This is a genomic window from Bacteroidales bacterium, assembly GCA_016709865.1.
GTDB lineage: Bacteria > Bacteroidota > Bacteroidia > Bacteroidales > VadinHA17 > LD21.
This window is the reverse complement of sequence record JADJLX010000005.1, coordinates 1,173,368-1,186,428: the sequence shown is the minus strand read 5'-3', so window position 1 is coordinate 1,186,428 and position 13,061 is coordinate 1,173,368. Positions and strand designations below refer to the sequence as shown.

At 38.8% G+C, this 13,061-nt stretch carries 12 protein-coding genes; 8 read left to right on the top strand and 4 right to left on the bottom strand.

Features of this window, described 5'->3' with window-relative positions; translation table 11 throughout:
• Window positions 1-20: 20 nt before the first annotated feature.
• The 4 genes from rfbD to IPJ16_13490 form a co-directional block, all read right to left on the bottom strand.
• Window positions 21-890, bottom strand: a complete 870-nt coding sequence (gene rfbD, locus IPJ16_13505) for a dTDP-4-dehydrorhamnose reductase (GenBank protein ID MBK7628189.1) — start codon at window positions 888-890, stop codon at window positions 21-23.
• A 12-nt stretch (window positions 891-902) separates the two neighbouring features.
• Window positions 903-1,451 carry a dTDP-4-dehydrorhamnose 3,5-epimerase gene (rfbC, locus tag IPJ16_13500; GenBank protein MBK7628188.1) on the bottom strand — a complete coding sequence of 183 codons (549 nt, stop codon included), beginning with the start codon at window positions 1,449-1,451 and terminating at the stop codon, window positions 903-905.
• Window positions 1,452-1,461: 10 nt separating this feature from the next.
• Window positions 1,462-2,355 (bottom strand): glucose-1-phosphate thymidylyltransferase RfbA, encoded by an 894-nt coding sequence (gene rfbA / locus IPJ16_13495; GenBank protein MBK7628187.1) that lies wholly within the window; start codon window positions 2,353-2,355, stop codon window positions 1,462-1,464.
• A 96-nt stretch (window positions 2,356-2,451) separates the two neighbouring features.
• Entirely contained in the window at window positions 2,452-3,768 is a 1,317-nt protein-coding gene (locus tag IPJ16_13490) for a UDP-glucose/GDP-mannose dehydrogenase family protein (protein MBK7628186.1), read from the bottom strand.
• Window positions 3,769-4,259: 491 nt separating this feature from the next.
• Here IPJ16_13490 and rpsA point away from each other — a divergent pair, with 491 nt between their 5' ends.
• The 8 genes from rpsA to IPJ16_13450 all read left to right on the top strand — a co-directional run bounded on the left by rpsA (window position 4,260) and on the right by IPJ16_13450 (window position 13,005).
• On the top strand, window positions 4,260-6,062 hold the full coding sequence (gene rpsA / locus IPJ16_13485) for a 30S ribosomal protein S1 (protein ID MBK7628185.1): 1,803 nt from the start codon (window positions 4,260-4,262) through the stop codon (window positions 6,060-6,062).
• 38 nt (window positions 6,063-6,100) lie between these two features.
• The gene (locus tag IPJ16_13480) at window positions 6,101-6,439 is read left to right on the top strand and encodes an STAS domain-containing protein (protein ID MBK7628184.1); all 339 of its coding nucleotides are present in this window, start codon (window positions 6,101-6,103) and stop codon (window positions 6,437-6,439) included.
• Between the two features lie 23 nt (window positions 6,440-6,462).
• Entirely contained in the window at window positions 6,463-7,386 is a 924-nt protein-coding gene (locus IPJ16_13475) for a ribonuclease Z (GenBank protein MBK7628183.1), read from the top strand.
• 47 nt (window positions 7,387-7,433) lie between these two features.
• A complete protein-coding gene (gene guaA / locus IPJ16_13470; protein ID MBK7628182.1) occupies window positions 7,434-8,963 on the top strand; it encodes a glutamine-hydrolyzing GMP synthase in 1,530 nt (509 codons plus the stop codon).
• A gap of 153 nt (window positions 8,964-9,116) precedes the next feature.
• Window positions 9,117-10,718 (top strand): S41 family peptidase, encoded by a 1,602-nt coding sequence (locus IPJ16_13465; GenBank protein MBK7628181.1) that lies wholly within the window; start codon window positions 9,117-9,119, stop codon window positions 10,716-10,718.
• Between the two features lie 19 nt (window positions 10,719-10,737).
• Window positions 10,738-11,880 carry a class I SAM-dependent RNA methyltransferase gene (locus tag IPJ16_13460; GenBank protein MBK7628180.1) on the top strand — a complete coding sequence of 381 codons (1,143 nt, stop codon included), beginning with the start codon at window positions 10,738-10,740 and terminating at the stop codon, window positions 11,878-11,880.
• Window positions 11,881-12,043: 163 nt separating this feature from the next.
• Window positions 12,044-12,601 carry a hypothetical protein gene (locus IPJ16_13455; GenBank protein ID MBK7628179.1) on the top strand — a complete coding sequence of 186 codons (558 nt, stop codon included), beginning with the start codon at window positions 12,044-12,046 and terminating at the stop codon, window positions 12,599-12,601.
• A 23-nt stretch (window positions 12,602-12,624) separates the two neighbouring features.
• Window positions 12,625-13,005 (top strand): DUF1987 domain-containing protein, encoded by a 381-nt coding sequence (locus tag IPJ16_13450; GenBank protein MBK7628178.1) that lies wholly within the window; start codon window positions 12,625-12,627, stop codon window positions 13,003-13,005.
• The last annotated feature ends 56 nt before the right edge of the window (window positions 13,006-13,061 follow it).

Below are 13,061 nucleotides of genomic sequence, written 5' to 3'. Positions count from 1 at the left end.
AATGTAAAAGATTATTATGTTTATTCTTTCAGTAGTTTCATGCATCTGGTCAGACTATCTCTCCAGTAAGGTATAGTGAGTCCGTAGTTTTCTTTAATTTTGCTTTTATCCATAACGGAGAAAACAGGCCTTGGTGCCGGAAGCACGTAATCTTTTGTAAGTATTGGCTGGATATTGCAGTTTAAACCGGCTTCTTTAATTATCTCAACAGCAAAGTCATACCATGAGCATACTCCTTCATTGGAGTAGTTATAGATACCCGCTTTCAGGGCAAACTGATTTCTTATTACTCCTGACACTATATTCATAATAGCAGTAGCGAGGTCGGCTGCATAAGTAGGAGTGCCAGTCTGATCAAAAACAACTCTGAGCGATTCCTTTTCTCTCCCATGGCGGAGAATTGTTTTAACAAAATTATTGCCAAATGATGAATATAGCCATGAAGTTCTTATAACCATTGAGCCGGGGTGCAGCAGTGCATATTTTTCACCTGCAAGTTTTGATTTACCATAGGCTGATAAAGGATTTGGAACTGATTCTTCATTATAAGGAACATTAGATAATCCATCGTAGACATAGTCAGTTGAAATATGAATGAAACGGCATTCAGTTTCCTTTATAGAATCTGTAATATTCTTAACAGATGTGCTATTTACAATGACAGCAGCATCAGGCTCACTTTCAGCTTTGTCAACCAGGTTGTACGCAGCACAATTTATTATCCAGTCTGGTTTTGAGTCTTTTATAAACTCATATGTCTTAGAGGCACTTGATAAATCCAAAGTGTCAATATCGGTAAAAATAAAATCATACCCGTAATAGCTTTTTGATACAACTTTAAGTTCATTACCAAGTTGACCATTTGCACCAGCAACCAATATTACTGCCATTCTAACTTAATTTTAAAAATTATATTCAGCATCCCTGAAAGATGGATGTTTAAGGTCTTTATCACTAATTACAGGAGTGGCTGAACCTAGTTTCCAGTTAATATCAAGTTCCGGATCATTAAGGGATATTCCTCTTTCTAGCTGCGGATTGTAGACATTGTCACATTTGTATTGTATAACAGCTACATCGCTTAATACGGAAAATCCATGAGCAAAACCTTTTGGAATCAGGAACTGATCTTTTGTTTCGGAATCAAGTTCAATACCAAACCATTTTCCGAAAGTGAGAGACTCTTTACGAATATCAAGAGCTACATCAAATATTTTACCCTCGACGACTCTGATCAGTTTAGTTTGTGCAGAAGGCATTAACTGATAGTGTAAACCTCGTATGACTCCTTTTGAAGATTTTGATTCATTGTCCTGAACCGGATTGAATTCAATTCCTGCATTTTTAAGGACTACCTGATTAAAACTTTCAAAAAAATATCCTCTGCTATCTTTATAAATTGTTGGTTTTAGTATTACCAGGCCATTAAATCCTGTTTCTATAATCTTCATATCGCCAGTATTATTTAAGCCCTTCAAATACATTTATATCCTCATTTGCTATCCTTATGAGATATTGACCATATTGACTTTTTTTGATAGGTTCAGCAATTTCAAGCAGCTGATTCTTATTGATAAATCCTCTTTTGTAAGCAATTTCTTCAATGCATGATGCTTTCAGACCTTGTCTCTGTTCGAGTGTGGCAATAAAATTAGCAGCTTGTAATAAACTTTCATAAGTACCGGTATCGAGCCATGCCATTCCTCTGCCCATCAGTTTTATTTCAAGTGTACCTTCTTCCAGGAAAACCCTGTTCAAATCTGTTATTTCGAGTTCTCCGCGTGGTGATGGTTTGAGCGCTTTTGCCTTTTTTACAACAGTATTATCATAAAAATACAGTCCGGTAACAGCATAGTTTGACTTTGGTTTCAATGGTTTTTCTTCAATGCTTATAACCTTTCTTGTATTATCAAACTCAACAACTCCATATCTCTCAGGATCTGTTACATAGTATCCAAATACACAAGCACCTTTTTTCAGTTCTGCTGTTTTCAGGAGTGCATCGCCAAAGCCATGACCATAAAAAATATTATCCCCAAGTATCATACATACTGTGTCGTTCCCGATAAATTCTTCACCAAGGATAAATGCCTGTGCCAGTCCATCCGGTGAAGGTTGTTCTTTGTAACTGAAATTCAGACCCAGAGATTTTCCGTCACCCAATAAACTCCTGAATCCCGGAAGATCGCGGGGAGTTGAGATAATAAGTATTTCCCTGATCCCGGCAAGCATAAGCACAGATAATGGATAATATATCATTGGCTTATCATATACCGGCAGCATCTGTTTTGAAATAGCGCTCGTAATCGGATGAAGTCGCGTTCCCGAGCCTCCTGCAAGAATAATTCCTTTCATAAAAATTTTAATTTTATGTAGAGACGCGATGCATCGTGTCTCCATCATTTATTATATGGTTTACAAGACGCGATGCATCGCGTCTCTACCAATTAATCAACGTCTCCCAATTCCGTAATACATAAACCCAAGCCTTTTTAATTCGGCAGGATCATATATGTTTCTTCCATCAAATATCACCTTGTTCTTCATTAAATCAGCCATCCTTGCAAATTCCGGCAGATGAAACTCAGACCATTCAGTCATAAGCGCCATAGCATCAGCGCCTTCAACAGCTTCGTAAGGATCTGAACAGAACTCAACTTTATTTCCCAGCAGTTTCTTTGCTTCATTCATCGCAGCCGGATCATATGTCTTGATTCTTGCACCGGCTTCGAGAAGCTGTTCGATGAGTACAAGTGATGAAGCCTCCCTTATATCGTCTGTTTTTGGCTTAAACGCTATACCCCAAATGCCAATCACTTTATTCTTAAGATCATTTTTGAAATAACCATTCATCTTTCTGAAGATGATGTTCTTCTGATATTCGTTAGCCTTCTCAACTGCTTTAATGACATTCAGTTCATAGCCATTATCATGAGCAGTCTTAATTATAGCTTTAACATCTTTTGGGAAGCATGATCCACCATAACCGGAACCAGGATAAATAAATTTGCTTCCGATTCTTGAATCACTTCCGATACCTTTCCTCACATGGTTAATATCAGCACCGAGAATATCACATAGATTTGCAATTTCGTTTATGAAGCTGATACGCGTAGCCAGCATAGCATTGGCAGCATATTTGGTTATTTCTGCGGAAGCTATATCCATGAATAAAATCGGGTGATTGTTCAGGACAAATGGCATGTACAGACGCTTCATTATTTCTGCTGTCTTATCATTATCTATCCCGATTACAATTCTCTCGGGTTTAAGAAAATCTTCAACAGCAGCTCCTTCTTTAAGAAATTCGGGATTTGATGCCATATCGAAAGGGATATCTGCTTTCCTTCTTTCGAGTTCCCCCTTAATTGCTTTTCTTATTTTTTCTGATGTACCTACAGGGACAGTACTCTTAGTTACCACCACAATGTGATTTGTAATTACACTTCCAATCTCGCGTGCAACTTCGAGAACGTGTTTCAGGTCAGCAGATCCGTCTTCTCCGGGAGGAGTGCCTACTGCAACAAAAATAACCTCGGCTCCGTCAAGTCCCTCTTTTAGTTCAGTTGTGAAGTTAAGTCGCTTCTTTTCAACATTTCTTCTGATTATGCTCTCAAGTCCGGGTTCGTATATTGGAACAGCACCATCCTGTAATAGCCTTATCTTTTCGAGATTATTGTCAACGCATGTTACATTTACTCCACTCTCCGCGAAACAGGCTCCGGTAACTAATCCAACATAGCCTGTACCTACAACAATAATCCTCATATATCAGGTATTTTTTTACTTAAACAACATCACTTGTGCAAAGATAATATAACAAGTTAAATATGAAAATGAAAAAAGGCATGCGGCTTCCGGCTTAATGCCGCATTGTTAAGTCGGTGAAATTCTACAATATATTATGTCAATTTAAAAGAAAACCATATCTTTGCAACCAATTTTTTATACAAGATAATGTCTAACTTATTAATTACTAGTTCTTTTAAATCAAAATTATGACTGAAAACAAGAAAAAAGCAACCAAAAAGGAGGTTGTTGAAAAAAGTGAAGCACCTGTAAAACAGGTAAAAAAGGCAAAAGCTAAAGAAACAAAGGAAATTCTGGAAGAAGTAGCTGAAGTAACAGCAATTGAAGAAGCTGTTGCAGAGGCAGCTCAACCTGCAAAAGTTGAAGATTACGGTCTGGAAACAGAAAAGAAGGAAAAGAGACCTAAAAAATCTCATCCAGCACCGGAAACTGACGAAAAAGAAATTACAATAAAAGCAGAACACAAATCTCCGGCAACTGCTGAGGAATTTGACTGGGATGCTTTTGAAAGTGAAGAAAAACGTACATCTCCCAAGTACAAGCAGTTAGAATCACTTTATGATGAGACGCTCTCAACTGTTGCCGTTGATGAGGTAGTAATAGGTACCGTTATTCAGATGACATCACGCGAAGTTGTTATCAATATCGGATACAAATCGGAAGGTGTTGTAAGTTTGAACGAATTCCGTTATAACCCTAATCTGAAAGTTGGTGATAAAGTAGAAGTTTATGTAGAGAGCCAGGAAGACAAAAAAGGTCAGTTACTGCTATCTCATAAGAAGGCACGCGCTATCAACTCATGGGACAGGGTTAATGCATCACTCGAAAAAGACGAGATCATTACAGGTTACATCAAGTGTCGTACAAAAGGTGGTATGATAGTAGATGTTTTTGGCATCGAAGCATTCCTTCCGGGTTCGCAGATAGATGTTAAACCAATCCGCGACTATGATGTATTTGTTGGAAAAACAATGGAGTTCAAGGTTGTAAAGATCAATCAGGAATTCAAAAACGTTGTTGTTTCTCACAAAGCTCTTATCGAAGCTGAACTTGAACAGCAGAAGAAAGAGATTATTGCAAAACTCGAAAAAGGACAGGTTCTTGAAGGAACTGTTAAAAATATCACATCATATGGTGTATTTATCGATCTTGGTGGTGTTGACGGTCTTATTCACATTACTGACCTTTCATGGGGCCGGGTTAATCATCCTGAAGAGATTGTTCAGCTCGACCAGAAACTCAATGTTGTTATCCTCGATTTCGATGATGACAAGAAGAGAATCGCTCTTGGTCTGAAACAGCTTACTTCTCATCCATGGGATTCAGTTGATCCGAACATGAATATCGGCGATAAAGTTAAAGGTAAGGTTGTTGTTATGGCTGACTATGGTGCTTTTGTTGAAATAGCACCTGGTGTTGAAGGTCTTATTCACGTTTCTGAAATGTCATGGTCACAGCATCTGCGCAGTGCTCAGGAATTCCTGAAAGTTGGTGATGAGATTGAAGCAGTTATACTTACACTCGACCGTAACGAAAGAAAAATGTCACTGGGTATCAAACAGCTTAAAGCTGATCCATGGCAGAATATCGATGACAAATATACAGTTGGTTCAAAACATACTGCAAAAGTCAGGAACTTTACCAACTTCGGTGTGTTTGTAGAAATAGAAGAAGGTGTTGATGGTTTAATTCATATATCTGATCTTTCATGGACAAAGAAAATCAAACATCCTGCTGAATTTACAGCTATTGATGCCGAGATCGAAGTTGTTGTTCTTGAAATTGATAAAGAAAACAGACGTCTCAGCCTTGGTCACAAACAACTCGAGGAGAACCCATGGGATGTATTCGAAAATCTCTTTACCATGGATTCAGTACATGAAGGTACCGTCGTTGAAGTATTCGACAAAGGTGCTGTTATAGCTCTTCCTTATGGTGTTGAAGGTTTTGTTACTCCAAAACATCTTGTGAAAGAGGACGGAATGATGGCTAAGGTTGATGAGAAATTAATGTTCAAAGTGATTGAATTTAATAAGTCAGCCAAGAAAATCATCGTTTCACACAGCAGAGTTTTTGAAGATGAGAAGAAAGCTGCCGAGGCTCCAGTAGCCAAGTCAGAGTCATCTTCACCTAAGAAAGCTCCGAGAAAGCAGAAGTCAGCTTCAGAGAAAACAACACTTGGTGATATCTCTCAGCTTCAGGCTTTAAAAGATGAAATGGAAGAAAAAGAGAATAAAGCTTCCAAGAAATAGAAATATTTCTTAAATTTAGGCTATCAAAAACTACAACTATGGATTTCAATATTGAAAGCCGGAATAACAGCACTGTAATTCAGATACAGTCGGAAAAACTTGATACGCACATTGCTCCTGCACTTAAGTCGGAGCTTGTGCTTGTTTCAGGCAAGGGAGAGAAGAATATCATCCTTGATCTTGAAAAATGTCAGTACTGCGACTCATCGGGACTAAGTGCCATACTGGTAGCCAACAGACTTTGCAAAAATGCTGGTGGTACATTCGTTCTCTGCGGACTTAATGAAGCAGTAGAACGTCTTATCACTATTTCTCAGCTCGATACCGTTCTCACGATTACAGGAACGGTTGATGATGCTCAGAAAATGATATCTTAAAACAGATCGCTTTGCAGAGTGCGATGAAGCTAACCATACTTGGTAGTAGTTCTGCATTGCCGACATCAGAAAGATATCCCAGCGCTCATGTGCTCAACGCACATGAGCGCTTATTTTTAATAGACTGCGGTGAAGGAACCCAGATGCAGCTCAGAAAAAACAAGATCAGATTCGGAAAGATTAACCATATATTTATAAGCCATCTGCATGGCGACCATATCTTCGGACTATACGGCCTTTTATCATCTTTCAGCCTTATGGGAAGAAAGACCCCGATTCATCTTTATGCCCCTGAAAACTATCAGATCATGCTGAGGTCACATCTCAGCGACTTTGATATCAACCTCAGTTTTGAAATCGACTTTATACCGCTTAAAGGGAAAGATCCTTTTTTAATTCTGGATGATAAATATCTGACTGTAACAGCTTTCCCTCTGCAGCACAGGGTTCCTGCATTTGGGTTTCTTTTTCGGGAGAAATTATCAGACAGGAACATTATAAAAGAAAAGATTGATGAATATCAGATACCCTCTGTCAGGATACCCGCAATTAAGAAAGGAGAGGATTTCATAAAGCCTGACGGATCGGTAATCCCGAATTCCGAACTTACATTACCGCCACCTGAACCGCTATCTTATGCATATTGCAGCGATACAAGCTATTTTAAAAGACTGGCCTCATTTATTAAAGGAGTATCTCTTCTTTATCATGAAGCTACTTTTGATAAAAGCTTAAACAAGCTGGCAGAGATAACAGGCCATTCGACAACTCTGGATGCAGCAAAAACTGCACTTAATGCCGGTGCCGGAACTCTGATTATTGGCCATTTCTCATCGCGCTACAAGACAATTTCATTCCTTGTGGAAGAGTCCAGGGAAATATTCCCGGATACTTATGCTGCCATAGACGGAAAGAGTTATGAGGTGGGCAAAATTGCTGGACCTTAAGAAAAGAATATATATCTTTGTGACCATCTTATTAAAATCTACAAGTCTTGCAGGAAAAAATTCTTATACTTGATTTCGGCTCTCAGTACACACAGCTGATTGCCAGAAGAATACGAGAGATAAATGTTTATTGTGAAATTCATCCTTTTAACCATTTCCCTTTACCTGATAAGGATGTAAAAGGTGTTATACTGTCTGGAAGCCCATCATCTGTCCGTGATAAAAATGCACCTTCACCTGATCTGACAATGATTAAGGGGAGAATTCCTTTGCTGGGAGTCTGTTACGGGGCACAATATCTGGTACATAATTTTGGCGGAGAAGTATTACCGTCCAATTCAAGGGAATACGGCAGAGCAAACCTGATTTCTGTAAACAACAGCGATCCTCTCTTCACAAACATTAAACCCGGTACACAGGTCTGGATGTCTCATGCTGATACAATTGCCTCAATTCCCGATGGCTATGAAATTACTGGTTCTACAGCAGATGTGAAAGCAGGTGCTTATCATATTAAAGGTGAGAATACCTGGGGAATACAATTTCACCCTGAAGTATATCATACTACTGAGGGCACTCAAATGCTGAAGAACTTTGTACTTGGTATTTGCGGATGTTCGCAGAACTGGACACCTGACTCATTTGCCGGATCAACAATTGCCGGTCTGAAAAGCCAGCTTGGAAATGATAAAGTTATACTTGGTCTTTCAGGGGGAGTTGACTCAACTGTTGCTGCATCTCTGTTGCATAAGGCTATAGGAAAAAACCTGACCTGCATTTTTGTTGATAACGGATTACTCAGAAAAAATGAGTTTAGCAAAGTACTTGATTCTTACCTTGGCATGGGACTTAATGTTATAGGTGTTGATGCTGAAGACAGATTTCTCAACCAGCTTGAAGGAGTAAGTGACCCTGAGACAAAACGTAAGATTATCGGCAGGGTTTTTATTGAAGTATTTGATGAAGAGGCACACAAAGTAAAAGATGTTAAGTGGCTTGCGCAAGGCACAATCTATCCCGATGTTATTGAATCTGTTTCTGTTAACGGACCATCAGCAACAATAAAATCTCATCATAATGTAGGTGGTCTGCCTGAAAAGATGCACCTTAAAGTAGTTGAGCCATTAAGGCTTTTATTTAAAGATGAGGTCAGGAGGGTTGGCAAGGCACTTGAGGTTCCTGATAATATTCTTAAGCGACACCCTTTCCCAGGACCAGGTCTGGCAATCCGTATTCTTGGTAAAATGACCAGGGAAAAACTGGAGATACTTAAAAATGCTGATGATATTTTCATTGAAGGGTTGAAAAAACACGGGCTTTACGATTCTGTTTGGCAGGCAGGAGTAATACTTCTTCCGGTTCAGTCAGTCGGAGTAATGGGTGATGAACGGACTTATGAAAATGCAGTTGTTCTCAGGGCAGTAACTTCAACCGATGGTATGACTGCCGACTGGTCGCATCTGCCGTATGAATTCCTTGGACTTATCTCAAATGAAATAATAAACAAGGTAAAGGGAATAAACAGAGTGGTTTATGATATCAGCTCTAAGCCGCCATCGACAATAGAGTGGGAATGACAATGTTCAAGGTTCAGAGTTCAAAATTCAGAGTTCAAAATTCAAGGTTCAAAATTCAAAATTCAAAATTAAATCTGGAATCTGAAACTTGAAATAACTTTCAGTGTTTATAATTGTTTAACAGAATACAACGCAATTTTATACAAATCTTATATGAAAAGAATCTTATTAAGCAGGACAATAGTGGCAGTAATCCTGTTCCTGTTCACAATATCAGCTTCTTCACAGGTTTTGAATGAAGGTACCTTCAAGATCGGAAGGACATTTGGTCTGATAGATGCTTACTATGTTGATTCAGCCAATATGGATATGCTGGCTGAAAAAGCTATCATCGAGATCCTCCGGAACCTTGATCCGCATTCTACTTATATCTCTGCTAAAGATGTGAAAGATATGAATGAGCCTCTTAATGGCAATTTTGATGGAATCGGAGTGCAGTTTAATCTACTGCGTGACTCAATTATTATTATTGAGCCCATTGCCGGCGGACCCTCCGAGAAGGTTGGAGTTAAGGCTGGCGACAGGATCCTCACTATCAATGATGAAAAGGTAACCGGTATAAAAATCACGACAGCAGGAGTCAGAAGCAGACTCATGGGGCCTAAAGGAACAAAGGTAAATATTACTGTATTCAGAAAGGGAAACAAAGATCCGCTTGACTTCACCATAATCCGCGACAAAATTCCAATTTATAGTCTTGATGCGGCTTATATGCTTGATAAGGAAACAGGATATATTAAACTTAATAAGTTTGCAGCTACAACAGAAAAAGAGTTTTCAGACGCGATTACAACACTGAAAAAAAGCAATCTGCAACATCTGGTGCTCGACTTAAGAGGAAACGGTGGCGGATATATGCTTGCTGCTACTGCTCTTGCCGAAAAATTCTTTTCAGATCAGAAGCTTCTTGTTTATCTTAAAGGAAGAAAAACACCACGACAGGATTATAAGTCAGCAGGTTCGGGCTCACTCGCATTATCAAGAGTGGTTGTACTTACCGACGAAGGTTCGGCTTCTGCAAGTGAGATTTTAGCAGGCGCTCTTCAGGATTGGGACAGAGGAGTGATTATGGGCCGGCGTACTTTTGGTAAAGGATTGGTTCAGAATGGTTTTTACTTAACCGACGGTTCAATGATCAGGCTGACAATTGCACGTTATTACACACCCACCGGACGATCGATTCAAAGCTCCTATAAGGATGGTTATGAAAAATACATGGAGAATTTTTACAAGCGATATACCGACGGAGAGCTTATTTCAGCTGACAGCATTCATTTTCCCGATTCCCTGAAATATATAACACTTGTAAATAAGAGAGTTGTCTACGGCGGAGGAGGAATTATGCCTGACGTATTCGTATCGGTTGATACCTCATATAATACACCCTACTTTAACAGGTTATTTGGAAGAAATGTAATAAATACCTTTACCCTCGACTACTGTGATAAGAACAGAAAGGATCTTGCTGCCAGATATAAGACTTTCGCGGATTTCAGGTTGAAATTTGAGTTTTCACCCGAAGAAATGAAAGCAATGATAGAGAAAGGAGAAGCGGAGGGAATTAAATACAATGAGGAGGAATTCAGGAAATCTGAGACTGAAATGAAACTCGTTATGAAAGCACTTGTGGCCACTAATCTCTGGCAGACAAACGAATATTTCCAGATAATAAATCAAAACGATAAATTGATTGAAAAAGCTCTTAAGGTTATTTCTGATAAGAAAGCTTATAATGCCATTCTGGGATCTCAGTAACAAAGGGTAATCTTCAATTATGAAACTTGTTGCAAAAACTCTTTATGGCCTTGAACCAGTGCTAGCTTCCGAACTGCTGGCGCTTGGGGCTGTTGATGTTAAGGCTGTAAACCGTGCCGTAACTTTCAGCGGATCGAAAGAATTGTTATACAGGGTTAACTATTGCGCAAGAACTGCACTTTCAGTATTGATGCCGGTTGGCGATTTCAGAATTAGGTCAAAGGATGATCTTTATAAAAATAGTCTGAAACTTGACTGGGACTCATATATGGGACCCGATGATACATTTTCAGTTGTCCCTGTTGTCAATTCGCTACATTTCGACCATTCAGGATATGCGGGGCTTCTTCTCAAAGATTCGGTTGCTGATTATTTCAGAAACAAGTCGGGCAGGAGACCATCTGTAGATACCAATGATCCGGTTATTCTGATTAATCTTCATATCAGCAACGATCAGGTAACAGTATCTATAGATTCATCTGTTGTTCCGCTTTTTAAACGCGGATACAGAGTTGAACAGGCTGTTGCTCCTCTGAACGAAGTTTTGGCTGCCGGAATATTACTCATATCGGGTTGGAATGCATCTTCATCGCTTACTGATCCAATGTGCGGTTCAGGAACGATTCCGATTGAAGCAGGATTACTTGCCTGCAATATAGCACCAGGCAGATTCAGAAAGTATTTTGGATTTCAGAAATGGAAAGATTATGATGAAGAATTGTTCGATAAGCTGAAAAAAGATTGCGAGAATGAAATCAGATCTTCTCCGGTAAAAATTTATGCAAGCGATATCTCAGAACATGCTATATTACAGACTGGCAATAATCTTATGAAAGCCGGTCTGAGAGAATTGGTTTCCCTTGAATTGGCTGATTTTAAGGATGTTAAAAGCGCTGATAGTCAGGGATATGTATTTCTCAATCCACCTTATGGACAAAGGCTTAATCCTGATGAACTTGATAGTCTTTATGGGATGATTGGTACAACACTCAAGCACAGCTTTCAGGGTAATACAGCGTGGCTTATTACTTCGAACAGGGAATCGTTAAAAAAAGTTGGATTGAAACCTGCTGAAAAACACACTTTGTTTAATGGCGCACTTGAATGTACCCTTCTGAAATACGAAATGTACCAGGGGACAAAGAAGTCGGTGAAATCCTGATGTCACAGTAATTGAGCCGTTGATCATAAAATTTTGTTATGTTTATCAAAATGTATGACATAAATTAAAAATCCCGAAAGTGGGTGTGTTATAATTTGGTAACTTCATATTTTTATTATATTTGTTATTGGAATTACTTGACCATATCTAAAAGGAAGCTTACATGAGCTTTGATATAGAGAATTACATTTCAGAAAAGCCGGAGGGAGATACTATCCTTATCTATAAGGGTAATGTAGATTCGGATGTCATTAACCATGTTCTTGATACGGTCGAGGATAAGATGGTGCAGGTGGATGAACAGCCTAAACTGAGGAAAAAAGTTTATAATGTTCTGGTGGAAAGCCTTCAGAATCTCTACCACCATGTTGATAGTGTGCCATCTGATTTTGAAGATCAGACTGCTGAAAAATACGGACTGCTTGTTGTTAAAAAAGTAACAGGCGGCTATCGGATTATTACCGGTAATTTTGTTCAGGCCGAAAATATGGAAAAGCTTGAGGAAAAGATAAAAAGAATCAACAGGTCGAGTCATGAGGAGATAAAAGAATTATATAAATTTATCCTAAATCACCAGAGAATATCTGCAAAAGGAGGTGGTGGACTGGGACTGGTTGATATAGCAAGAAAAACCGGTAATAAGCTTGAATATGCTTTTAAACAATATGACAGTAATTATTCATTTTTTTACCTTGATATTTTAGTAAACGAAGAAATATAAAACAACTTTTAAATCTGACAAATATGGAACCGATCATCATCGAGGGAACCCCGAAAACTCCAACAGTAAAATTTGATTCTTCAGAAGGTGTATTTGAAATTAAAGGACGTTCAATTCCTGAAAACTCAGTGGAATTCTACAAGCCTTTGGTTGATTGGCTTGACAGCTATAAAGAAGCACCTCTGACAAAAACAGTTGTTAATATTCGTCTCGAATATTTCAACACAAGTTCATCCAAGTGTATACTCGATGTTTTTAAGAAGCTTGAGGCAATACACAAGGCCAAGAATGAAGTTGAAGTTAACTGGTACTACGAGGAGGACGATGAGGATATGCTCGAAGCCGGTGAGGATTACGAATCTATCATCCGCGTCCCGTTCAAGATGATTGAGATTGTAGAATAATACCTTTAAGTATTATTAATCAGATCGGTTGTTCCAAAAACTAAAGAGGCTGTCTC